Genomic DNA, 23,944 nt, shown 5'->3' with positions numbered 1-23,944 from the left:
ATAACCTGTCGTCACGACTCTTCCCATCACCTCAGCGGCGGTCGCGGCGCCCGCGACGAGCCGGTTTCGTGCCACGACGAGTCGGGCGCGCCGCCGGCGTCACCCCGTCCGACAGCGGCTCCGCCAGCTCGAAACGCAGGCCGCCGGTGACCGGGTTGGCCTCCACCAGCCGCACCGGCATGCGCTGGCCAATGGTCGCCCGCGCGCCGCTCCAGCTGCCCTCCAGGCTCATGCTCGCCTCGTCGAAGGTGAACCGTTCCTCGCCCAGTGTGCTGATGGGGATGAGGCCATCGCCGCCCAGTCCCTCGATGGTGACGAACAGGCCGAAGCGAGCGACGCCAGTGACGCGACCGGGGAAGGTCTCGCCGACCCGTTCCGACAGATAGGCCGCCACATAGCGGTCCACCGTGTCGCGCTCGGCCTCCATCGCACGACGCTCGGTCATCGAGATATGTTCGGCGGTACGCGCCAGATGGCTTGCCTGCTCGTCCGACAGGCCACCCTCGCCCAGCCCCAGCACGCGCACCAGCGAGCGATGCACCAGCAGGTCGGCGTAGCGGCGGATCGGCGAGGTGAAATGGGCGTAGGATTGCAGCGCCAGACCGAAATGGCCGATGCTCTCCGGGCTGTAATAGGCCTGCATCTGGGTGCGCAGCACCTGCTCGGCCACCTGCTCGGCGAACGGCTGTCCGGCCACCGCCTTGAGCACCGCGTTGAACAGCGCCGGCTTGACCACCTGGCCCAGCGCCAGCTTGACGTCGAGCGTTTCCAGATAGTCCTTCAGCGTCACCAGCTTCTCGCGCGTCGGCGGTTCATGAGCGCGGAACACGCCGGGCGCCACATGGCCCTCCAGCGCCTTGGCGGCCGCGACGTTGGCGGCGATCATGAAATCCTCGACCACCCGGTGGGCATCGAAGCGGGCGCGGATGGCGATGTCGACCACCCGCCCCTTGTCGTCGAGCACAACCCGCTTCTCCGGCAGGTCGAGGTCGAGCGGCTGACGGGCATCGCGCGCCGCCAGCAGCGAGCGCCAGGCGCCCCACAGCTCGTGCAGTCCCTTGATGTGCTGCCGGGTCTTGTCGTCGCTGCTGCCGTCGATGGCCGCCTGCGCCTGTTCGTAGGCAAGGTTGGCGGCGCAGCGGATCACCGCGCGGGTGAAGCGCCATGACTTCAGCGCGCCCTTGGGACCGATCTGCATCAGGCAGACCAGGGCGGCCTTGTCGGTGCCCTCGGTCAGCGAGCAGGCGTCGCTTGACAACGCGTGCGGCAGCATCGGCACCACGCGGTCGGGGAAATAGACCGAGTTGCCGCGCTCCCAGGCGTCGCGGTCGAGCGCGGTACCGGGGCGGACGAAGTAGCTGACGTCGGCGATGGCGACCGCTACCTGCCAGCCATTGGCGTTGGCGGGGTCATCGTCGGCGGTGGCCCAGATGGCGTCGTCATGGTCACGCGCGTCGACCGGATCGATGACCAGGAACGGGATATGGCGCAGATCCTCGCGCTCCCCCAGCGGCTGGTGCGCGCTGGCCTCGGCCTCGCGCAGCGCCTCGTCGGTGAAGCGGTGCGGGATCAGCTTGGCGTGAATAGCGATCAGCGAGAACGCCTTGGGCGCGAACGGATCGCCCAGCCGCTCGACCACCTTGACCGGCTGCAGGCCCAGCGTGCGCCCCCGCCCCATCGGTTCGGCCAGCACCAGTTCGCCAGCGCCGGCATCGTTGAGCTGGTCCGGCGGAATGACGAACTCCGCCCGCAGCCGCTTGTCGACCGATTCCAGCCGCCATTCGCGCCCCGAGCGGCGGATCACCCCCAGCACGTGCTCCAGCCGCTTTTCCAGCTTCTTCAGCACATGGCCGCGATAGAGGCCGGCCGAGGTCACGTCCATGCGCGCCAGGCAGCGGTCGCCGACCCCCAGGGCGGCGCGGCGGCCGCGTTCCATGATCCGCACCGACGGCGGCTTGCCCGGATGTTCCCACACCTCCGGCACACCGAACACCTCGCCGTCGTGGGTGACGCGGGTCACCTTCAGCACCGCGACTTTCGGCAATTGGCCGCCGACATGGTAGGCCCGCCCGGCGCCGCGATCGAGCACTCCCTCGCCCTCCAGCTCCTTCAGCAGGGCTTTCAGGCCGATCTTGTCCTGCGCGGTGAGGCCGAAGGCCCGCGCGATCTCCCGCTTGCCGACGGCGGTCGGATTGTCCCTGATGAAGGCGAGAATCTCGTCGCGCGTCGGCAGTGCGCTGGCGGGCTTGCGCATCACTCCGTCGCGGCCTTGGGCTTAACGGCGGCGGGCTTGGCGCCCCCCCGTTTGGCCGGCTTCTTCGCAGCCTTGGGCTTGGCCTTCGAGGCCGTCGTCTTGCCGGCCTTGGCAGGCTTGGCCTCGCCATCACCCTTGGCCGGCTTGGCCTTGGGAGCAGCCTTGGCCTTCGGCGCCGCCTTGCCCTTTTTCTTCGCCGGCCCCTTGGCGGCCCGCTCCGCCAGCAGCACCACCGCCTGCTCCAGCGTATAGGCTTGCGGATCGGTGCCGCGCGGCAGGGTGGCGTTCAGGCTGCCATCGGTGACGTAGGGGCCGAAGCGGCCATCCATGATCTTGAGCACCGCGCCGCTCTCCGGGTGCGCGCCCAGTTCCTTCAGCGCCGTCGCCGCCTTGCGCTCCGGGCGGCCGCCACGGGCGGCGGCGTCCGCCAGCGTCGAGACCGCCTGGTTCATGCCCATGGTCAGCACCTCGTCGGTGCTCTTCAGGCGGGCGTATTTGCCGTCATGCGCCAGATAAGGGCCGAAGCGGCCGATGGAGGCGACGATCGGCTTGCCGGATTCCGGGTGGGTACCGATGGTGCGCGGCAGTGCCAGCAGCGCCAGCGCCAGATCGAGCGACAGCGTGTCCGCCGCCACGTCCTTGGGGATGGACGCGCGCGGCGGCTTCTCGCCGCCTTCGCCGAGCTGGACATAGAGGCCGAAGCGGCCCGAGCGCAGCGTCACCGGCTGACCGGTGGCCGGATCCTCGCCCAGCACCTTCGGCCCGTCGTCGGCGACGCCGCCATTCTTGTCCTCGGCGCCGAACTGGCGGGTATAGCGGCACTCGGGGTAGTTCGAGCAGGCGACGAAGGCGCCGAACTTGCCCGACTTCAGCGACAGCCGGCCGCCCTGACAGGCCGGACAGACACGCGGATCGGAGCCGTCGGCGCGCACCGGAAACAGGTAGGGCTCCAAGAACAGGTCGAGCGCCTTGACCACGTCGGAGGGTTTCAGCTCCAGGATTTCCTTGGTCTTGGGCTGGAAGTCGGCCCAGAAGGCCCGCAGCACGTCCTTCCAGTCCAGCTCGCCGGCGGAAATCTGGTCGAGCTGGCCTTCCAGGTCGGCGGTGAAATCATATTCGACGTAGCGCTCGAAGAACTTCTCCAGGAAGGCGGTGACCAGCCGGCCCTTCTCTTCCGGGTGAAAGCGGTTCTTCTCCATCCGCACATAGGCGCGGTCGCGCAGCGTCTGCAGGATCGAGGCGTAGGTGGACGGCCGGCCGATGCCCAGCTCCTCCAGCCGCTTGACGAGCGAGGCTTCGGAATAGCGCGGCGGCGGGGTGGTGAAGTGCTGTTCGGCGCGCACCTCGCCCAGCGCCGGGGTCTCGCCCACCGTCAGCTTGGGCAGCCGGCGGGACTCCTCGTCCTCGGCGTCGTCGCGGCCTTCGTCGTAGACGGCGAGGAAGCCGGCGAAGGCGACCACCTGGCCGGTCGCCCGCAGCACCACCTGCTGGTCGGCGGAGACGATCTCGGCGGTGGTGCGCTCCATGCGCGCACTCGACATCTGGCTGGCCAGCGTGCGCTTCCAGATCAGCTCGTACAGCCGGGCCTGCTCGGTCGAGAGATAGTGGGCGACATCACCGGGGGTGCGCCGCAGATCGGTCGGACGGATCGCCTCGTGGGCTTCCTGGGCGTTTTTCGCCTTGGTGGTGTAGGTGCGCGGCTTTTCCGGCAGATAGGCATTGCCGAACTGGGCGGCGATGACATGGCGGGCGCTGGCGATCGCTTCCTGCGACAGCGTCACGCCGTCGGTCCGCATGTAGGTGATGAGACCCGTGGTCTCGCCACCCATCGACACGCCCTCATAGAGCTGCTGGGCGACCCGCATGGTCTGGGTGGCGGTGAAGCCGAGCTTGCGGGCGGCCTCCTGCTGCAGCGTCGAGGTGATGAACGGCGGCCAGGGATTGCGCATCACCGGCTTCTGTTCGACCGACTGGATGGTGTAGCGCCCGGCCTCCACCGCCGCCTTGGCGGCCATCGCCTGGGCCTCGTCGGCGAGGTCGAACTTGTCGAGCTTGCGGCCCTGCCAGCTCACCAGCCGGGCCGTGAACGGCTCCCGCGCGGCGTTGGTGAACAGCCCGTCGATCGACCAGTATTCGCGGGCGACGAAGCGCTCGACCTCAAGTTCGCGGTCGCAGATCAGCCGCAGCGCCACCGACTGCACCCGCCCGGCCGACTTGGCGCCGGGCAGCTTGCGCCACAGCACCGGCGACAGGGTGAAGCCGACCAGATAGTCCAGCGCGCGGCGGGCGAGATAGGCGTCGATCATCTCGCGGTCGAGCTCGCGCGGGTTGGCCATCGCCTCGCTGACCGCCGACTTGGTGATCTCGTTGAAGGTGACGCGCTCGACGCCGCCCTTGGGCAGCGCCTTGCGGGCCTTGAGCACTTCCAGCAGATGCCAGGAGATCGCCTCGCCCTCGCGATCGGGGTCGGTGGCGAGAATCAGACGGTCGGCCTGCTTGACCTCGTCGGCGATGGCCTTGAGCTGCTTGGCCTTGTCGCCATAGACCTCCCAGTGCATGCGGAAGTCTTCATCCGGCTCCACCGAGCCGTCCTTGGGCGGCAGGTCGCGGACATGGCCGTAGGACGCCAGAACCTTGTAGTTCGAGCCGAGATACTTGTTGATCGTTTTCGCCTTGGCCGGCGATTCGACGATCACGACATCCACGGGCATGTCCCCTCGACCAGAATGGGCGCGTCAGTGCGCACTGGGGCGGGACGCATACAGCAGGTAGGCCACCTACCGCAAGTCGCGCAACTGTCCGTGCCTACATCAGATCGCCCGACAGGGCCACCTTGTGCCCGGCCTGACGGGTCAACCGGCCCGCCAGTTCCAGCTCCAGCAGCACCGTCAGTACGATGGCCGGCGGCAGGCCGGACAGGCGGATGAGGTCGTCGACAGGCGTCGGCACCGGCGACAGCAGACCGGTGATCGCCGCCCGTTCGCCGTCGCTGGCATCGGCCGCCACCGGCGGCGGCATGAAATCACGGCCCGGTTCGGCCGGACCGCGCCGCACCAGCGGGGCGACCACCTCCAGGATGTCGTCGACCGACTGCACCAGCGTCGCACCCTCGCGGATCAGGCCGTTGGCGCCCTGGGCACGCGCGTCCAGCGGCGAGCCCGGCACCGCCATCACCTCCCGCCCCTGCTCCGTCGCCAGCCGTGCGGTAATCAAGGAGCCGGACTTCGGCGCCGCCTCGACCACCACCACCCCCAGCGACAGGCCGGAGATGATGCGGTTGCGGCGCGGAAAATGCCGCGCCAGCGGTTCGGTGCCCGGTGGCTGCTCCGCCACCACCAGACCGCGCCGGGCGATCTCTTCCTGTAATGGCCGGTGCTCGGGCGGATAGAACACGTCAAGCCCGCCGGCGACCACCGCCACCGTACCGCCGTCCAGCGCGCCCTGATGCGCCGCGCCGTCGATACCGCGCGCAAGCCCCGAGACCACCACGATACCCGCCTCCGCCAGCCCGTGCGCGAGCTGACGGGCCAGCCGGAGCCCGACAGCCGAGGCATTGCGGGCGCCCACCAGCGCCACCGCCGGCCGGTCGAACAGAGTGACATGGCCGATCGCCGTCAGCACCGGCGGCGCATCCTCGATGTGCCCGAGCCATGACGGATAGGGCGGCGCGCCAAGGAACAGATGCCCGCCACCCAGGGCCTCGACCGCCGCCATTTCCCGCTCGGCGAGAGCAACCGGCGGAATCCGCACGGCGCGGGCGCCACCGCGCCGGGCCAGCTCCGGCAACGCCGCCAGCGCCGCCTCGGCGGTGCCGAAACGGGCCAGCAACTGACGACAGGTCACCGGCCCCACATGGTCGGTCCGGATCAGGCGCAGCCGCGCCACCTGTTCGCTCAGCGCCAGAGTGGAAAATCGCCCCATGGTTGCAACTTCGGCCAACACCTCGCCGAGGTCAAGCAACCATGTCGCGGCATGACCGCCGCATGACCCGATCAGGCCGCCGCGCGCCGCCCCCGTCACCCGGCGGTCGCGTCGCCCTTCTGACCGATCTTTGGCTCCTGGCCCTTCAGCAGCCGGCTGATATTGGCCTCATGCTTGAGGATGACCAGGCAGGCCATCGCCAGCGCCAGCGCCGCCACGTCGAGCCGGCCGATCAGGAAGGCGACGACCGGCGTCACCACCACGGCGACCAGGGCCGCCAACGACGAATACCGCAGCGTGAAGGCGATGGCGAGCCAGGTGACCCCGAAAGCGACCGCGGCCCAGAAAGAGGCGGCGATCATCACGCCGATGTACGTAGCGACCCCCTTGCCGCCCTTGAACTTCAGCCAGACGGGAAACAGGTGACCGAGGAAGGCGGCGCCACCAGCCAGTGCGGCGGCGTCGGGGGCGAAATGGCGGGCCAGCAGCAGCGCCACCGCGCCCTTGCCGCCATCGAGCAGCAGCGTCGCCGCCGCCAGCGCCTTGTTGCCGGTGCGCAGCACGTTGGTGGCGCCGATGTTACCCGACCCGATGGCGCGGATGTCCCCCAGCCCGGCCAGGCGGGTCAGCAGCAGGCCGAAGGGAATCGCGCCCAGCAGGTAGCCGATCGCCACCCACACCCAAGGATTTTGCAGCATCGCTTGCCCGCCCCGTTGTTCGTCAGGGCCGCGACCCTAATTCGCCCGCCCCTTCTGTGCAACGCCGCCTGTGGTCGATGGCGCCTGCTCACCCCACGCCTCGCTTGCCGCCAGCCACCGGCGCACTTAAGAAGACGGCCATGACCCAGACGGCTTCATCCGACACGCCCCCGGCGGACACGCTGCGCATCGCGCTGGCCCAGCTCAATCAGGCGATGGGCGACCTCGCCGGCAATGCCCGGGCGATGCTGGCGGCCCGCGAGCGCGCCGGCGCCTGCGATCTGGTGGTTTTCCCCGAGCTGTCGCTGATCGGCTACCCGCCGGAGGACCTGGTGCTGAAGCCCGCCCTGCAGGCCGCCGCACAGGCCGAGCTGGACCGGCTGGCCGCCGCCACCGCCGACGGCGGACCGGCGATGCTGGTGGGCACCTGCTGGGCCGAGGACGGCAAGCTCTATAACGCCATGGCCCTGCTCGACGGCGGCCGCATCGCGGCGGTCACCCGCAAGCACGACCTGCCCAACTACGGCGTGTTCGATGAAAAACGCGTGTTCACCGCCGCCGGTCTGCCCGGGCCGATCGCGTTTCGCGGCGTGCGGCTGGGAGTGCCGATCTGCGAGGACATCTGGACGCCTGACGTCTGCGAGTGTCTGGCCGAAACCGGGGCGGAAATCCTCATCGCCCCCAATGGCTCGCCGTTCGAGATCGGCAAGGACGACAGCCGGCTCAACCTCGCCGTCGCCCGCGTCACCGAGACCGGGCTGCCGCTGGTCTACCTCAACCGCATCGGCGGCCAGGACGAACTGGTGTTCGATGGCGCCAGCTTCGTGCTCAACGCCGACCGCAGCCTCGTCGTGCAGATGCCCGACTGGGAGGAGGATGTCGTCGTCACCACCTGGCAGCGCACCCACGAGGGCTGGCGCTGCGCGCCGGGTCCGGTGGCGCCGCTGGATGACGACCTGGAAGGCATCTACCACGCGATGACCCTGGGCCTGCGGGACTATGTCACCCGCAACCACTTCCCCGGCATCGTCATCGGCATGTCCGGCGGCATCGACAGCGCGCTGTCCGCCGCGGTGGCCGTCGACGCGCTGGGCTCCGACAAGGTGTGGTGCGTGATGATGCCCTCGCGCTTCACCAGCCCCGAAAGCCTGGAAGACGCCGCCGCCTGCGCCACGGCGCTGGGCGTCCGGCTGGACAGCATCGGCATCGAGCCGGCGGTGGGTGCGTTCGACACCATGCTGGGCCCGACCTTCGAGGGCCGCAACCGCGACATCACCGAGGAGAATATCCAGGCGCGGGTGCGCGGCATCACGCTGATGGCGATCTCCAACAAGTTCGGGCCGATGGTGCTGACCACCGGCAACAAGTCGGAGATGTCGACCGGCTACGCCACCCTCTATGGCGACATGTGCGGCGGCTATTCGGTGCTGAAGGACGTCTACAAGACCACGGTGTTCGAGCTGTCCCGCTGGCGCAACAGCCAGGTGCCGAGCGGCGCGCTGGGGCCCGGCGGCGAGGTGATCCCCGAGCGGATCATCACCAAGCCGCCCACCGCCGAGCTGCGCGAGAACCAGAAGGACGAGGACAGCCTGCCGCCCTACCCCGTTCTCGACGCCATCCTGCGCGGGCTGGTGGAAGAGGAATGCTCGGTGGAAACGCTGGTGGCGCGCGGCCACGACGCGGCCACCGTCGCCCGCATCGAGCGGCTGCTCTATGTCGCGGAGTACAAGCGCCGCCAGGCGCCGCCAGGGGTGAAGATCACGCCGCGCAACTTCGGCCGCGATCGCCGTTATCCCATCACCAACGCCTTCCGCACGGGCGCGCGCTGATGGCGCCGGTCGTCCGCTTCGCGCCCTCGCCCACCGGTCAGCTGCACGTCGGCAACCTGCGCACGGCGATCGTCAACGCGCTGTTCGCCGAACACAGCGGCGGCCGGCTGATCCTGCGGCTCGACGACACCGACACCGCCCGCTCGCGCGAGGACTATGTCGAGGGCATCCGCGCCGACCTCGCCTGGCTGGGCATCCGCTGGGACGCCGAGGAACGCCAGTCGGCCCGCACCGCGGCCTATGAGGCGGCCTTCGCGCGGCTCAAGGCCAGCGGCCGGGTCTACCCCTGCTACGAGACGCCGGAAGAACTGGACATCCGCCGCAAGATCCAGCTCTCGCGCGGCCTGCCGCCGGTCTATGACCGGGCGGCACTCAAACTGACCGAGGCGGATCGCGCCCGGCTGGAGGCCGCCGGGCAGACGCCGCACTGGCGCTTCCGCCTCGACACCGGGGCGCGCATCGCCTTCGACGACCTCATTCAGGGGCATGTGTCGATGGACCCGGCCTCGCTGTCCGACCCGGTGGTGCGGCGCGCCGACGGCTCGTGGCTGTATCTGCTGCCCTCGGTGATCGACGACATCGACATGGGCATCACCCATGTGGTGCGCGGTCAGGACCACCTGACCAATTCGACCATCCAGCTGCAGATGTTCCAGGCGCTGGGCGCCACACCGCCGGCGCTGGCCCATCTGGCGCTGCTGTCGACCCGCGACGGCGAGCTGTCGAAGCGGCTGGGCTCCGCCGGCGTCGCGCATTACCGCGAGCAGGGCATCGAGCCGCTGGCGCTGATCGCCTATCTCGCCCGCCTGGGCACGTCGCTGCCCATCGAGCCGGTGACCGAGCGGGCGGTGCTGGTGGCGAGCTTCGCCTGGGAACATTTCAACAAGGCCAACGCCCTGTTCGACGAGGCGGACCTCATCGGCCTGAACACCAAGATCCTGCATCACCTGCCCTGGGAGGCGGTCGCCGCCCGGCTGCCCGCCGGCATGACGGCCGACGACTGGCTGATGCTGCGCGGCGAGATCACCCGGCTTGATGACATCGCCCGCCCCTGGCGGCTGATCACCGGCCCGGTGACGCCGGTGATCGAGGATGCCGCCTACATCGCCGCCGCCCGCGACGCCCTGGCGGCGCTGCCGTGGGGCGATGACATCTGGGTCCGCTGGACGGCGGCGCTGAAGGCCGCCACCGGCCGCAAGGGCCGCGAGCTGTTCCTGCCGCTGCGCCAGGCGCTGACCGGCGACAGCCACGGCCCTGAAATGGCGCCGCTGCTGGCGCGCATCGGCCGCGAGGCGGCGCTGGCGCGACTGGGAGACGCCGCATGAGCGAGGCCGCCGATACCCTCCATCCGGCCATCGTGCTGATCGAGCCGCAGCTGGGCGAGAACATCGGCATGGTGGCGCGCGCCATGTGGAACTTCGGCCTCACCGATCTGCGTCTGGTCAATCCGCGCGACGGCTGGCCCAACCCGGCGGCGGGTCCGGCGGCCTCGGGCGCCGACATCGTGCTCGACCGCGCCCGGGTGTACGACAGCTTCGCGGCGGCGGTCGCCGACTGCAACCGGGTCTATGTCACCGCCATGGTGCTGCGCCGGATGATCAAGAACGTGGCGACACCGGCCGGCGCGGTGACCGAGATGCTGGCGCTGGCCGCCCAGGGCGCCCGGTCGGCGCTGGTGTTCGGGCCGGAACGTACCGGGCTGTCCACCGACGACGTGGCGCGCGGCGAGGTGCTCATCACCATCCCGACCAACCCCGCGTTCGGCTCGCTGAACCTCGCCCAGGCGGTTATCGTCATCCTGTACGAATGGTCCAGCCAGCGCGACACCACGCCGCCGATGCGGCTTGATGGCGACTATGACGGCCCGGCGCCGCGCGCCTCGCTCGACGGGCTGATCGACTATGTGATCGGGGAACTGGACAAGCGGGGCTATTTCTACCCCGACCACCGGTCCGCCTCGATGCAGCGGACGCTGCGCAACATCTTCGAGCGCCCCGGCTTCACCGACCAGGAAGTGCGCACCCTGCGCGGCGCGCTGCGCAATCTGGTGATCCCGCGCCCGCGCGTCGCCGGCCAGATCAGTGACGAGCCTGTCAGCGATGGGCCCGTCAGCGGCGACGCTGATCCCGATCCGGCGCCCCGCACAGGCTGGCCAGCTCCGCCGCCACGAGCGAACCGTCGCGGTTGACATCCAGCAGCGCGAATTTGCGCCCGGTGTAGGCCTCGTATTCCTGCCGGCTGACGGCGAAATCGAAGTTTGCATCGGCCGCCATCACCGGGTCGGGCTCGGCGCTGGCGCCAAAGCCGCGTCCACCGCCCGGCGGGGTGTCCCCACCCGGACCGCGACCGGGGCCACCCCGGCCGCCGCCGGGTCCGGCATTCAGCAGGCCGGACCCGGCCCCCGAGTCATCCCCGAAACCACCCCTGGCCCCGCGACCGTCGCGAGGCCCATCGCCACGATCACGATCCTCGCCACTTCCTCGACCGGGACCGCCTCCACCCAGCGAGGCGCGTACCTTGCGCAACTCCTGCGGCGTTACCTGACCATCCGTGTCGAGGTCCATCGTCGAGAACCAGCGGGCGCCATCGGCACGGAACTCGGCAAGATCGAGCCGACCATCCCGGCTGGTGTCAGCCCGTGCCAGCCACTGCGCCTGCCGGTCGGCACAGTTCGCGCCGCCGCCCATCAATGGCTCGCCGTTAGCGCTCACCGCGCCGGCCCCGCGCACCGGACCGCCGGGTGGGCCATCGGGACGGTCACGAGATGGCGCTCCCGCGCAGGCAGCGAGGCCGGCGGCAGCGACAAGGGCGGGAAGCAGTCGAACAACGGTCTTCATGCGACTCCGATCCGGAAAACGGGGACATGACGTGCATACGCGCGCCTGTCGCCCTGACCTTCGCATCCAAGGCCATGACACGACCAATGTCGAGCCGGATCGGCCCAATCGTGCGGCGCTCGCGTCACGACGTCCGCATGGCGACAGCACATGTCTCATTTCCGGACAATAGCCGGCATCACACAGCGCCAGATGATGCCTTTTCCTTACACCCTTGGCGGCGTCCGGCGGCGCTAACCATCTAACCCGCGTATTTTCCTCGACTGGCACACAATGTGCGTTTGATCCGGTCAAGAACCGATTCAAACAGGAAGCCAGGACCATGATCGCCACCCTCGCCACCATCTCCAGGATCGCCCTCACCAGCCTCGCGGGTCTTGCCCTGTGCATCGGCACCGCGGCGGCCCGTCCGCACCAGGGTGGCCAGGGCGGCGACCAGAACGCCGCCCTGGCCTGCGCCGATGTCGCCGTGTCGCCGACCTTCAATGCCTGCGTCGCGATACAGAACACCAACGATCAGAACTACGGCGGCACCCTGTTCGGCACCGCCATCGATCACGCGCCGCTCAACGCCGATCCGGACGACTGGCAGCTGCTGGTGAAGTTCGAGAACCAGGGTCAGTCCGGCGAGCTGGCCGGCCTGTTCGACGTCGAGTTCGGCGCTGATGGCGACTGGAGCTTTCTCGGCGAGGACTCGTTGTCCGAACTCACCGGCGACCTGATGCTGATCCTGAAGGCCGGCAACGACTTCGTCGCCTTCCTGTTCAACGACGTGCCCAACGCCATTGACTGGTTCTACAGCCCCGATCGCGGCCAGGGCCTGTCGCACGTCTCGGTCTATGGCCGGGGGCTCGGCATCCCGACCACCACCCAGGACGAGCCAACGCCCGCCGAAGTGCCGGAACCGGCTACCCTCGGCCTGCTGGGGGCGGGCCTGGCCGGCCTTGGCCTGCTGCGCCGCCGCCGCCGGGCCTGACACCCACCACGACGACGGCTTTTCATTGACTTGAGCCGGGCGGCCCCGTATAGGGCCGCCTTCGCTTATCAACGGACCCGCACCCCCAGTGAAGCGGCGTCCGCGCGGATCATACGCGGATCCGTGGCGTGTGCTGGGGATGAAAACAACGGTTGAAAGGACTGTCATGACCAAGCGTCTGACTTCGAAGTACAAGATTGACCGCCGTCTCGGCGAGAACATCTGGGGTCGCCCCAAGAGCCCGGTGAACAAGCGTTCCTACGGCCCGGGCCAGCACGGCCAGCGCCGCAAGGGCAAGACCTCGGACTTCGGCCTGCAGCTGCGCGCCAAGCAGAAGCTGAAGGGCTACTACGGCAACGTCACCGAAAAGCAGTTCCGCAAGGTCTATGACGAGGCCGTCCGCACCAAGGGCGACACCTCGCAGAACCTGATCGGCCTGCTGGAGCGCCGCCTGGACGCCATCGTCTATCGCGCCAAGTTCGCGCCCACCGTGTTCGCCGCCCGCCAGCTGGTCAGCCATGGCCACGTGATGGTCAACGGCCGCCGCTGCACCATCGGTTCGGCCCGCATCCGTCCGGGTGATGTGGTCGAGCTGCGCCAGCGCGCCAAGGACATGGCCCTGGTGCTGGAAGCGGTCGCCTCCTCCGAGCGCGAAGTGCCGGAATACCTGCAGAACGACGGCCCGACCAAGGTGGTCTTCGTGCGCGTGCCGACGCTCGACGAAGTGCCCTACCCGGTCCGCATGGAACCGAATCTGGTGGTCGAGTTCTACAGCCGCTAATCCGGCCGAACACGACACCGAGACAAACGCCCGCGAGGTCATCCTCGCGGGCGTTTTGCTGTCCGATGCCAACTAGAGCGCAGACTCCCGCTCATCCACCAGCAGGAACACCATCCGGTCGCGGTCAAACAGCTTTTCCTCGTCGGCGACGATCTCGGCCTGGGCCTCCGGCTGCAGCAGCACCGCCATCGTCGCCTCGAATGCCGCCCGGTCGGCGTACCAGACCTCGGTCGCCACATCGTGGTCCGGCTCGACCGTAACGCCGGTACGCGGGTCGGGTACGGTTTCCAGATAGCGCCTGACATAGCGCGTCGCCCGGCCGCGCAGATATTTCTCGCCAATGCGGGCATGATGGGTCTCGTAATAGTCGATGAACGCTTCCCGGCTGAGCCCGGCGCGCCGCTTGAGCAGCGTGATGGTCTTGAACATGGCCTGATCCTCCCCCTGTCCTGAGATCGACACGATGGCTCGCACCGGGCCGGGCGGCAACTGCACGCATTTGCCAGTGCCGCCGCCGGAGCCTGGCGGCCGCGCACCGCTGTTTGTGTTCACCCGCTGTTTACAATACCGGCGGCACATTATATTCACCTCCGTAGAGGACAGCATGACCAAGGCCATGACCATTGCCGCGCAGACCCGCACCGCCCCGGCGGCGTGCGCTCTGCTGTCTGGCCTGCTTCTTCGACTTACGCGCCCTTAGGCGCAGGGTTCTGCCGGCCATCAGGCTGTCGCGGACTGCGTCTAGGGGAGAACCGGACGCCAAGTTTCTTGAAATTCCGCCGGCCTGCCCGCATCAGGGGGCCGAGCCAAGTCGAAGGAAGATGCCATGACCGGCAATCATGTGAAGATTTTTGACACCACCTTGCGCGACGGCGAGCAGTCGCCAGGCTGTTCGATGAACCTGGAAGAGAAGTTGCGCGTCGCCGCCCAGCTGGAAGCCATGGGGGTCGACGTCATCGAGGCCGGGTTCGCCATCGCCTCGGAAGGTGACTTCGAGGCGGTGCGCGAGGTCGCCCGCCAGTGCGAGAAGGCAACCATCGCCAGCCTGTCGCGCGCGGCGCCGGGCGACATTGATCGCGCCTGGGAGGCCGTCAAGGTCGCCAGGTTCCCGCGCATTCATACCTTCATCGCCACCTCGCCGCTGCACATGCGGGTGAAGCTGCGCATGGAGCCGACCGAGGTGCTGGAAGCAATCGCCCGCACCGTCGGCCACGCCCGCAACCTGTGCCCGGACATCGAGTGGTCGGCCGAAGACGCCACCCGCTCGGAACCGGACTTCCTGGTGCGCGCGGTGGAAGCCGCCATCAAGGCCGGCGCCACCACCATCAACCTGCCGGACACGGTGGGCTATGCCACGCCGGAAACCTATGGCGCGATGTTCCGCGACGTCATCAACCGGGTGCCCAACGCCGACAAGGCGATCTTCTCCACCCACTGCCACAATGACCTGGGGCTGGCGGTCGCCAACTCGCTGGCCGGCGTGATGGGCGGCGCCCGTCAGGTGGAATGCACCATCAACGGCATCGGCGAGCGCGCCGGCAACGCCGCGCTGGAGGAAATCGTCATGGCGCTGCGCACCCGCCACGACGTGATGCCCTACGACACCGGCATCGTCACCACCGAGATCACCCGCGCCTCGCGGCTGATTTCCGCCATCACCGGCTTCCAGGTGCAGCCCAACAAGGCCGTGGTCGGCGCCAACGCCTTCGCCCACGAGTCCGGCATCCACCAGGACGGCGTGCTGAAGGACAAGCAGACCTACGAGATCATGACCCCGGAATCGGTGGGCCTGACCGCCAACAACCTGGTGATGGGCAAGCACTCCGGGCGCGCCGCCTTCCGCGAGAAGCTGGAGCAGCTGGGCTACAAGCTGTCCGACAACCAGTTCCAGGACGCCTTCAAGCGCTTCAAGGATCTGGCTGATGCCAAGAAGCACGTCTACGATGAGGACATCATCGCCCTGGTCGACGACGAGACGCTGCGGGCGCACGACCGCATCCAGGTCGAGGAAATCGAGGTCTATGCCGGCTCCAAGGGCCAGCGCGCCATCGTGTCGCTGATCATCGACGGCGCGGAAAAGACCGCGACGTCGAAGGGCAACGGCCCGGTCGACGCGCTGTTCGCCACCATCCGCCAGCTGGTGCCGCACGACGACGCGACATTGCAGCTGTATCAGGTGCACGCCGTCACCCAGGGCACCGATGCCCAGGCGGAAGTCACCGTGCGGCTGGAGGAGAATGGCCGGACGGTGCAGGGCACCGGCGCCGATGCCGACACCCTGGTCGCCAGCGCGCGGGCCTATGTCAACGCGCTGAACAAGCTGCTGACCAAACGCACCAAGCAGGCCGTCGACCCCGCCGAGGGCGTGCGCGCCAGCGCCTGAACCATACGGATATCAAGCGTCAAGAAGCGCCGCGGCGGCAACGTCGCGGCGCTTCGATGTTCTGGCCCGCGATCCCGGCGTCGCCTCGGCCCCGACTAGCCTATTCGTCTGATGCTGCGACCAAGGTCTGATCCTTGCCAAGCCAGCCGACAGATTTATTTAACCAGGCGTATCGGATAGCCACCTCCCCACGAACGACGAGCCCCGTGCGTTCAGCGCGCCAGCCGGGGACCACGAAAAGGACGCCTCGTTCTGCACTTCCGCGGAACCGGCCAGAGAAAGACGACGAAGTCATGTTCGATATTGAACGCCGTGTGCATTTCACCCGCCTCGACGACACGGATCTCGCGCAGCTGCACGCGTTCGCGCCGGTCGTGCGCGAGCATATCGATGTCATCATCAGTGATTTTTACGATCACATCCTCAAGGTGCCGGCGCTGCAGGCACTGTTCAGCAACCCCGAGCGCGTCGCCTTCGCCAAGCAGCGGCAGAAGACGCACTGGCTGGAAAGCATCTTTTCCGGCCGCATCGACCAGACCTACGTCCAGAGCGCGGTGGCGATCGGCCGTACCCACGCCCGCATCGGACTGGACCCGCGCTGGTATATTGGCGGCTACGCCTTCATTCTCACCCGCCTGGTCAACATCGCCGTGAGCTGCGGCCGGTTCACGCCCGAGGAGCTGCCCGCGGTGATCAATGCGGTCAACAAGATCATCTTCCTCGACATGGACCTCGCCATCTCGGTCTACATCAAGGAAGCACAGGAGCAGGCTCGCACCACGCTGCGCCGCCATGCCGATGTGTTCGAGCAGAACGTGAAGGAGATCGTCGACGCGGTCTCCAGTTCGGCGGCCGGCCTCCAGGGCACCGCCGAAACCATGGCGGCGGCCGCTGAGGAGACCAGCGTGCAGGCCCGGGTGGTCGCCGAGGCGGCCATGCGCTCCCGCGACTCCACGGAGGGCATGCAAGGCCAGGTCGCCAGCGCCAATGCCCTTGTCGCCGATGCCGTGACCGTGTCGGCACGCACCCGCGAGTCCGTCGAGGCCCTGGAACAGGCCGCGCTGACCATCAGCGACTTCGCCAGCACCATCCGCAAGATCGCCAGCCAGACCAACCTGCTGGCGCTCAACGCCACGATCGAGGCCGCACGTGCCGGCGAGGCCGGCAAGGGCTTCGCGGTCGTGGCCAATGAAGTGAAGTCGCTGGCCAGCGAGGTCGCCAACGCCACCAACGAGATTGCCCAGCGCATTGATGCCATCAAGGCGGTCACCCGCGACACCGGCACGCAGATCGACGCCGTGAGCGCAACCATCGGCCGGATCAGCGACGTGTTTCAGGTGATCGCGACATCGATGGAACAGCAAAGCGGCGCCGTCCATGAGGTCAGCACCAACATCAGCGGTGTCCGGGAGGCGGCCCATGAGACCGGGCGCGCCTCGACGGAAACGCTTGGCGCCGCCAGCACGCTGGCGCAACAGGCCGCCCAGCTGACCGAACGCGTCGACGATTTCCTGCGCGACATCCAGAATTAGCCCGCCGGACCTAGGCCGGCGGGACACCCCCGGCTTCGGCAGGGATTGGCCGTCGACGCAGGAACACGTGCGGCAAGCCCGCATGCACGATGTCCTTCTCGTAGACGAAACCCTGCTTTTCCATCACCCGTCGCGAGGCGGCATTCACCGGCAGGGTGAAGCTGACCAGGCTGTCCGCGCCCAGCTTGTCGAGACCGAGGCGAACCACCGCCGCCGCCATTTCACCGGCATAGCCCTGCCCCCAGTGGGAGGCCCGCACGGCATAGAGCAGCTCGATGCAGGCCTCGTCCTCGATGGTCGTCCGCTTCAGGCCGCAATAGCCGATGAAGGTGTCGGAGAATTCCAGCCGGAACGTCCACACACCGAAGCCATGCTGCAACCAATGGTCGCGGCATCGCTCGATGAAGCCGCGGGTCTCGTCCTCGCCGAGCGGCTCGCCGGTCGCCGACAGGGTCCGCATGACGACCGGATCCCGGTGCAGCAGCCGCAGTCCCTCGAAATCGTCGTCGGACATCGGTCCGGCCACCAGCCGGGCGGTGGAAAAACGCTCGGGCACGCGCGCGATCACGATGCGACCCCCAAAGTCAGAACGGGTGCCGGCTGATCCCGGCATCCTTTTTCTTTGCAACGCGGGAGCGGCACCGCCGCAGCGTCGCCCCGATCGACCGGGCCGGTCGACCGCGATGCCTATACCATGGATTGCAGGAAGCGCAGCACCAGCCGGTCGTGCCAGGGCACCGGGTCGTCCGCCGCATGGAAGCCGCAGTGGCCGCCGCCGGGGGTGATGACCGGCAGCAGCGCCGGATTGGCGCCCCAGTCGACCGCGCGATAGCCGGCCACCGGCACCCAGGGATCGTCGGCGGCATGGACCACCAGGGTCGGCAGGCGGATGTGCCGCAGATGCGGCGCCGAGGCCGTATGGGCATAGAGATCGTCGGCACTGGCGAAGCCATGCATCGCCGCCGCCACCTTGCCATCATAGTCGCGGATCGAGCGGATGGCGCGCGCCGACGCCTCCAGCGCCGGGTCGAGCGCGCAGGCCAGCGCCGCGCGTTTGAGGCCGGCCACCAGGTGGCGCTGGTAGAGCCGGTTGCGCGGCCTCTCAAGCGCGCGCGCCGCCGCCGCCGGCAGGATCGGCGCGCAGATGCTGATACCGCCGCGCAGCAGCGGGCTCGGCCGGGGTTGCCGCAGGGTGTTGAGCGTCAGGTTGCCCCCCAGCGAATAGCCGAACAGCACCACCCCCTGCCCGGTGATCGTGCCCGGCAACTGGGCCAGCACCGCCTCGATGTCCGCCGCCAGATTGGAATGGTAGAGCGTGGCGCTGGCGGGCGCGCAGTCGCCGGCGCCGCGCAGATTCAGCCGCAGCACCGGATAGCCGGCGGCGAGCAGATAGGCGGCACTGGCACACTGCATCTGGCCATCAGCGTCGCCGGTCAGCCCGTGAATGACGATCACCAGCGGCGGGCCGGCGCCGGCCGGCGGCGCTGGCCGATGCAGCCAGCCTGACAAGGCGTCGCGCTCGTTGGCGGCAACAAAGCGCAGATGCTGGCCCGGCCAGGGGGACAGATCGACCGGACGCGGCGCCAGGGTGTTGCGCAGCGTCTGCAGGTCCGCGCCCCACCACGGCGGGCGCGGCCGGAACGGCGGCATGTCGAACGGCAGGACGGCGGATGGCGAGGTCATCAGGCGTCGTTGTCCACCAATGGCGCGCCGGCCGCAAGGCCGTCAGAGGTAGCGCACCGGGTCGGTACCGTCCCACCCCGCCGCGCTGTCGCGCACCATGGCGTAGAAATTCACCAGCATGTCGGCCGGCGGATACAGCTCGATCATGTGGCCGAGCGCCGCACGGGTATCGACCATGGCGAACTCGACGCCCGCCGTGGTCAGCGCCCGCATCGCGGTCGGAAAGCCGCGCGCGGCATAGTCGGCCAGTGTCGCGTCCATGTCGGGGGCAAAGCGGGCCATGTGGTGCAGCCCCTCCTCGTGGGCGGCGTACATGTCGCGACAGGCCGACGGATCGTCGCCATGCTGCTGCATCAGCTCCACCATCACGTTGCCGGCCTGGCCATAGGCGGAACTGTGGTCGAACCGGCCCTGCTCGCCGCGATACTGGCACCAGGTGAGCGGGATATGCTTGAGGACAAAGAACGGCCCCAAGCCGAACTCCCGCGCGAACCGCGCGGCCGCCTCGTCGACATCCGCCACATGATAGGCGATCTGGATCACCCCGCTCGACATGATCTCCCCTCCCCGTCGGTTGTTTTGTCCAGCCTAGCGCAACGCCAAGGCGACCGTACCTGCCATTTAGGCGAAGCGTGGCCGGCGCATTTGTTCTTTCTTTGTTCTATTTGACGCGCTAGGATCGGCGCCATGGCCCAGCCCCTGCCCGATCGCCTGCATCATGGTCGCGGCGCCGTCAGCAATCCGACGAGCGCCCGGATGCGCACGCTGGCGCGCGAGGCCGAGCCCGATCGGTGGGACGAGGAGGAGCCGCCGCCGCTGGCCACCAGCGTCACCGTCGAGCAGCCGCGCACCATTATCAGCCGCAACAGCTCGCCCGACATTCCGTTCGACCGCTCGATCAACGCCTATCGCGGCTGCGAACATGGCTGCATCTACTGCTTCGCCCGGCCGACCCACGCCTATCACGACCTGTCGCCAGGGCTGGATTTCGAAACCCGGCTGTTCGCCAAGCCCGACGCCGCACGCCTGCTGGCGGCGGAACTGGGCCGGCGCGGCTACACGCCCGCGCCCATTGCCATGGGCACCAATACCGACCCCTACCAGCCGATCGAGCGGCAATGGCGGATCACCCGCCAGCTGCTGGAGGTGCTGGCGGCCTGGGGACACCCGGCCACCATCACCACCAAAAGCCATCTGGTGACCCGCGATATCGACATCCTGGCGCCAATGGCGGCACGCCGGCTGGTCAGCGTCAACATCTCGATCACCACGCTCGACCCGCGCCTGGCCCGTGCCATGGAGCCCCGCGCGGCGACGCCGCGCCGCCGGCTCGACGCCATCCGGGCCCTGAGTGATGCCGGCATTCCGACCAGCGTCTTCGTCTCACCAATCATCCCGGCGCTCAACGACCATGAGATCGAACGCATCCTGTCGGCCGCCGCCGAGGCCGGTGCGCGCGGCGCCGCGTCGATCCCGCTGCGGCTGCCGCATGAGGTGCGCGGCCTGTTCGAGGACTGGCTGGCCAAGACCTACCCCGACCGGGCCCGCCATGTGATGACCCTGCAGCACGACATCCGTGGCGGCCGGGCCAACGATCCGCGCTTTGGCGAGCGGATGCGCGGCAGCGGCCCCTATGCCGAGGCGATCCGCGCCCGGTTCAGTGCCGCCTGCCGCCGACTGGGGCTGGACCGTGCGCCGGCGCCGCTGGCGCTCGACCAGTTCCATTGCCCCGACTGCCCGCAGCTCGAATTGTTCTAGCGTCGCAACTGCACTGCTGGTCGCATGCGTGCAGAGGATTTTAACAGGCATCCCGTATGTTCAGATGTCAGCCAGCCTGTCGCCATGCCGGCAGGCCTGCGTGTTTCCGGGCGTTCTTGCCCCCCGAGGTTGAGCCGCTCCCGACTATGCTCTCTGTCGGTTGCCTGCTCGACGAATGACCGAAGTTCCTCTCGGTCATTGCCCCTTGCCTTGAGCGGGAGAGCGCCCCTCTCCCGCTCCTTTTCCCGAGACCGCTCGTCCCCGCCGCGCCGCTGACGAGTCGCGACCCATGCGACCCCATACAGCACACCGGCAACACACCTCCAGCGCCTCCAGGGGGCTCCATTCGTCAATTTTATCTCGTTATTTTTCAATGAATTACAAAAAATGTGCAATGCTGAATTACTGAACTACATTTTTAGTGTTGTACTTCACTAATACACCTGCTATCAGAATGGCACACACCGCGTTGAGTGCCCCACACACAGCAGATTGCAGGAGACACACCATGTTGAAGACCATCACCACCGCCGCCGCCGCCCTTCTCACCGCCGGCGTTTTCCTCGGCGCCGCTACCGGCCCCGCCTTCGCGGGCGACGCCGCGTCCCACAGCGTTCATGGCTGGAGCAAGAAGGTCGAGGCCCGCCTCAACGACGCGCTGACCTACCCGGCCGCCGGCTATCGCCATGAGGAGCAGGGCACGGCGGAAGTGAAGCTGACCATCGCGCCGTCCGGCCGGATCATCAGCGCCGAGCTGGCAAGCTCAAGCGGCTCGGCCCTGCTTGACAAGCAAGCGCTGCGGACCGTCGCCGCGCTGAACCCGCTGCCGGCGATGCCGACGTCGGAGAATGCGCCGCGCACCGTGCTGATGCGGATGAACTTCGGCGTTGCCCACACCCCCGAGCAGGCCCAGCGGCTGCAACAGGCCTTCGATGACGCCACCCCGAAGGCTGCCCAGTACGCCCAGTCGGAAACGCCGAACCTGAATTGACTTCCTCGCTCTTGCTTACCGGCTGCCGGTTGACCCCCCGGCTCATTGCCCAAGCAAGACTCACTGGCGGGAGAGAGGTTCCTCCTCTCCCGCCATTTTTTTGCGTTGCAGCCCCCCGCCGGCACTGCCAAGAGCAGCCCATGGCCGCCGCACTCCCCACCCTTGAGCCGGAAACCGCCCTCGCCCGCGAGGTCGCCGGCCCGGTCGCCGGGGTTGACGAGGCCGGCCGCGGCCCGTGGGCCGGCCCGGTGGTCGCCGCGGCGGTCATCCTCGACCCCGCCCGCCTGCCTGCCGGCATCACCGACTCCAAGCAGCTGTCGAAAGCACGGCGGGAAAGCCTGTACCCGGCGATTCTCGCCGCCGCCGAGGTCGGCATCGGCTGGGCCAGTGCCGCCGAGATCGACGCGCTCAACATCCTGCAGGCGACCTATCTTGCCATGCAGCGCGCCATCGCCGCCCTGCCGCGCGCGCCGGGCGCCGCCCTGGTGGATGGCAACCGCGCGCCGCCGCTGCCCTGCCCGTGCCGCACCCTGATCAAGGGCGACGCGCTCAGCCTGTCGATCGCGGCGGCGAGCATCGTCGCCAAGGTCAGCCGCGACCGCGAGATGACCCGGCTGGCCGCCGAACATCCCGCCTATGGCTGGGAACGTAACGCCGGTTACGGCACCGCCGAACATCAGGCCGCCCTCGCCCGGTTCGGCCCGACGGCCCATCATCGCCGCTCGTTCGCGCCGATCCGCGCCCTGCTGGCGCAAGAAGCCGCCGACTGAGTCTTTTCGGCCACACCGCATCATCTTGAGTCGCCGAGTCGACGCGGACTCAACAGCTTGTGTCCGCGAGTCGAAACCCGAGTCGCTTGTTAACGACTCAGTGAATCTTGCTGATTCTGCACGCGAATCACCCCATTGACCTGCGCGACTCGGGGACTCACCTTGGCCGGATTGTGATTGATTTTCAGGTGAACGACCCATGGAAACACTGCCGCTCAACCGCGTGATCGAGGGCGACTGCATCGACATCATGAACAGTCTGCCGGCAGGCTCGGTGGACGTGATCTTCGCCGATCCGCCGTACAACCTGCAGCTCGGCGGCGAGCTGCTGCGGCCGGACAATTCCAAGGTCGATGCCGTCACCGACGCCTGGGACAAGTTTTCCAGCCTCGCCGATTATGACCATTTCACCCGCGCGTGGCTGGCCGCCGCCCGCCGGCTGCTGAAGGACAACGGCACGCTGTGGGTGATCGGCAGCTACCACAACATCTTCAAGGTCGGTTCCGCGCTGCAGGATCTGGGTTTCTGGGTGCTCAACGACATCATCTGGCGCAAGGCCAACCCGATGCCCAACTTCAAGGGCACCCGTTTCACCAACGCCCACGAAACGCTGATCTGGTGCTCGAAGTCGCCGGACGCGAAATACACCTTCAACTACGACGCCATGAAGGCGCTCAACGAAGAGCTGCAAATGCGTTCGGACTGGGTGATCCCCATCTGCTCCGGCGCGGAGCGGGTGCGCGTCGACGGCGAGAAGGCGCACTCGACCCAGAAGCCGGAAGCGCTGCTGCACCGGGTGCTGCTGTCCTCCACCAAGGCCGGCGACGTGGTGCTCGACCCCTTCTTCGGCTCCGGCACCACCGGGGCGGTGGCCAAGCGGCTGGGCCGGTCCTTCGTCGGCATCGAGCGCGAGCGGCGCTACATCAACGTCGCCATCGAGCGCATCGCCAGGGTCGCGCCGCTGGCGCCTGACGCCGCCGCCATCACCACCTCGAAGCGCGCCGAACCGCGGGTGCCGTTTGGCGCCCTGATCGAGAACGGCCTGCTGAAGCCGGGCGTGGTGCTCACCGACCCCAGCCGCCGCCATACCGCCAGGGTGCGCGCCGACGGCTCGCTGGCCGCTCGCGACGCCACCGGCTCGATTCACCAGATCGGCGCCTTCGTGCAGGGCGCGCCGGCTTGCAACGGCTGGACCTTCTGGCACGTGGAGCAGCGCGGCAAGCTGGTGCCGATCGACGTCTACCGCCAGCAACTGCGGGCGGAGATGGCCGCGCACTGAGGCGCGCCTGCCCTGAAAACGCGAACGGCCGCGCCCTTCAACAGGCGCGGCCGTTTGTCGTTACCGGATGTGCCGGCTGGTTACTTCTTGGCGTCGTCGAGCACCTGCTCGCCCTTGCGACCAACGGACTCAATGTCCTTGCCCACGCCCTGGACCGTATTGCAGGCGGCGGCCGACAGCGCGACGGCGGTCAGCATCAGGGTGACGATGGTCTTCTTCATCATTGCACTGGCTCCAGTGTAAAACAGCGGC

At 68.4% G+C, this 23,944-nt stretch carries 21 protein-coding genes; 11 read left to right on the top strand and 10 right to left on the bottom strand.

Going from position 1 to position 23,944, the window contains the following annotated elements; translation table 11 throughout:
* Positions 1–31 precede the first annotated feature (31 nt).
* From rnr to plsY, 4 genes are all read right to left on the bottom strand, one after another.
* Positions 32–2,254: a ribonuclease R gene (rnr, locus tag ABU113_RS00580; RefSeq protein ID WP_454557522.1), complete on the bottom strand. Its 2,223-nt coding sequence runs from the start codon at positions 2,252–2,254 to the stop codon at positions 32–34.
* Entirely contained in the window at positions 2,254–4,959 is a 2,706-nt protein-coding gene (gene topA, locus ABU113_RS00575; RefSeq protein ID WP_454557720.1) for a type I DNA topoisomerase, read from the bottom strand. The genes rnr and topA overlap by 1 nt, the downstream gene beginning before the upstream one ends.
* A 100-nt stretch (positions 4,960–5,059) precedes the next feature.
* Positions 5,060–6,175, bottom strand: coding sequence for a DNA-processing protein DprA (dprA, locus tag ABU113_RS00570; protein ID WP_454557521.1), 1,116 nt, complete (start codon positions 6,173–6,175; stop codon positions 5,060–5,062).
* Between the two features lie 95 nt (positions 6,176–6,270).
* Positions 6,271–6,873, bottom strand: a complete 603-nt coding sequence (plsY, locus tag ABU113_RS00565; protein WP_454557520.1) for a glycerol-3-phosphate 1-O-acyltransferase PlsY — start codon at positions 6,871–6,873, stop codon at positions 6,271–6,273.
* Between the two features lie 140 nt (positions 6,874–7,013).
* On the opposite strand from plsY, the gene ABU113_RS00560 reads away from it, so the two are divergent.
* The 3 genes from ABU113_RS00560 to ABU113_RS00550 are packed head-to-tail and all read left to right on the top strand — an operon-like array spanning position 7,014 to position 10,890.
* Positions 7,014–8,702, top strand: coding sequence for an NAD+ synthase (locus ABU113_RS00560; protein ID WP_454557519.1), 1,689 nt, complete (start codon positions 7,014–7,016; stop codon positions 8,700–8,702).
* On the top strand, positions 8,702–10,027 hold the full coding sequence (gene gltX, locus ABU113_RS00555; protein WP_454557518.1) for a glutamate--tRNA ligase: 1,326 nt from the start codon (positions 8,702–8,704) through the stop codon (positions 10,025–10,027). Before ABU113_RS00560 ends, gltX begins: the two co-directional genes overlap by 1 nt.
* Positions 10,024–10,890: an RNA methyltransferase gene (locus ABU113_RS00550; protein ID WP_454557517.1), complete on the top strand. Its 867-nt coding sequence runs from the start codon at positions 10,024–10,026 to the stop codon at positions 10,888–10,890. The genes gltX and ABU113_RS00550 overlap by 4 nt, the downstream gene beginning before the upstream one ends.
* On the opposite strand, the gene ABU113_RS00545 is transcribed toward ABU113_RS00550, so the two are convergent.
* Positions 10,811–11,413 carry a hypothetical protein gene (locus ABU113_RS00545; protein ID WP_454557516.1) on the bottom strand — a complete coding sequence of 201 codons (603 nt, stop codon included), beginning with the start codon at positions 11,411–11,413 and terminating at the stop codon, positions 10,811–10,813. The genes ABU113_RS00550 and ABU113_RS00545 overlap by 80 nt on opposite strands.
* Positions 11,414–11,861: 448 nt before the next feature.
* Between ABU113_RS00545 and ABU113_RS00540 the strand changes: the two genes are divergently transcribed.
* Both ABU113_RS00540 and rpsD read left to right on the top strand, forming a co-directional pair.
* Entirely contained in the window at positions 11,862–12,515 is a 654-nt protein-coding gene (locus ABU113_RS00540; protein ID WP_454557515.1) for a PEP-CTERM sorting domain-containing protein, read from the top strand.
* A gap of 166 nt (positions 12,516–12,681) precedes the next feature.
* The gene (gene rpsD, locus ABU113_RS00535) at positions 12,682–13,296 is read left to right on the top strand and encodes a 30S ribosomal protein S4 (protein WP_454557514.1); all 615 of its coding nucleotides are present in this window, start codon (positions 12,682–12,684) and stop codon (positions 13,294–13,296) included.
* Positions 13,297–13,368: 72 nt separating this feature from the next.
* Here the strand turns inward: rpsD and ABU113_RS00530 are convergent, their stop codons facing one another.
* Positions 13,369–13,725 (bottom strand): EthD domain-containing protein, encoded by a 357-nt coding sequence (locus tag ABU113_RS00530; protein ID WP_454557513.1) that lies wholly within the window; start codon positions 13,723–13,725, stop codon positions 13,369–13,371.
* 397 nt (positions 13,726–14,122) lie between these two features.
* Here ABU113_RS00530 and ABU113_RS00525 point away from each other — a divergent pair, with 397 nt between their 5' ends.
* Together ABU113_RS00525 and ABU113_RS00520 are read left to right on the top strand one after the other, a co-directional pair.
* Complete coding sequence (locus ABU113_RS00525; protein WP_454557512.1) at positions 14,123–15,679, top strand: 2-isopropylmalate synthase; 1,557 nt, start codon at positions 14,123–14,125, stop codon at positions 15,677–15,679.
* Between the two features lie 293 nt (positions 15,680–15,972).
* Entirely contained in the window at positions 15,973–17,211 is a 1,239-nt protein-coding gene (locus tag ABU113_RS00520) for a protoglobin domain-containing protein (protein WP_454557511.1), read from the top strand.
* Positions 17,212–17,221: 10 nt separating this feature from the next.
* Here the strand turns inward: ABU113_RS00520 and ABU113_RS00515 are convergent, their stop codons facing one another.
* From ABU113_RS00515 to ABU113_RS00505, 3 genes are all read right to left on the bottom strand, one after another.
* Positions 17,222–17,779 (bottom strand): GNAT family N-acetyltransferase, encoded by a 558-nt coding sequence (locus ABU113_RS00515; RefSeq protein ID WP_454557510.1) that lies wholly within the window; start codon positions 17,777–17,779, stop codon positions 17,222–17,224.
* 119 nt (positions 17,780–17,898) lie between these two features.
* Positions 17,899–18,894, bottom strand: a complete 996-nt coding sequence (locus ABU113_RS00510) for a YheT family hydrolase (RefSeq protein WP_454557509.1) — start codon at positions 18,892–18,894, stop codon at positions 17,899–17,901.
* A 42-nt stretch (positions 18,895–18,936) separates the two neighbouring features.
* A complete protein-coding gene (locus ABU113_RS00505) occupies positions 18,937–19,449 on the bottom strand; it encodes a VOC family protein (RefSeq protein WP_454557508.1) in 513 nt (170 codons plus the stop codon).
* Positions 19,450–19,581: 132 nt separating this feature from the next.
* Here ABU113_RS00505 and ABU113_RS00500 point away from each other — a divergent pair, with 132 nt between their 5' ends.
* From ABU113_RS00500 to ABU113_RS00485, 4 genes are all read left to right on the top strand, one after another.
* Positions 19,582–20,652: a PA0069 family radical SAM protein gene (locus ABU113_RS00500; RefSeq protein ID WP_454557507.1), complete on the top strand. Its 1,071-nt coding sequence runs from the start codon at positions 19,582–19,584 to the stop codon at positions 20,650–20,652.
* A 508-nt stretch (positions 20,653–21,160) separates the two neighbouring features.
* Positions 21,161–21,643, top strand: a complete 483-nt coding sequence (locus ABU113_RS00495) for an energy transducer TonB (RefSeq protein WP_454557506.1) — start codon at positions 21,161–21,163, stop codon at positions 21,641–21,643.
* 140 nt (positions 21,644–21,783) lie between these two features.
* Positions 21,784–22,413 carry a ribonuclease HII gene (locus tag ABU113_RS00490; RefSeq protein ID WP_454557505.1) on the top strand — a complete coding sequence of 210 codons (630 nt, stop codon included), beginning with the start codon at positions 21,784–21,786 and terminating at the stop codon, positions 22,411–22,413.
* Between the two features lie 199 nt (positions 22,414–22,612).
* On the top strand, positions 22,613–23,692 hold the full coding sequence (locus ABU113_RS00485) for a DNA methyltransferase (RefSeq protein WP_454557504.1): 1,080 nt from the start codon (positions 22,613–22,615) through the stop codon (positions 23,690–23,692).
* Between the two features lie 80 nt (positions 23,693–23,772).
* Here ABU113_RS00485 and ABU113_RS00480 read toward each other — a convergent pair whose 3' ends face one another.
* On the bottom strand, positions 23,773–23,916 hold the full coding sequence (locus ABU113_RS00480) for an entericidin A/B family lipoprotein (RefSeq protein ID WP_454557503.1): 144 nt from the start codon (positions 23,914–23,916) through the stop codon (positions 23,773–23,775).
* Between the last annotated feature and the right edge of the window lie 28 nt (positions 23,917–23,944).

The organism is Parapedomonas caeni (genome assembly GCF_041060555.1).
In the GTDB taxonomy this organism is placed as follows: Bacteria; Pseudomonadota; Alphaproteobacteria; order Sphingomonadales; family Sphingomonadaceae; genus CAUJIW01.
This window is presented reverse-complemented; position numbering and strand designations above follow the sequence as displayed.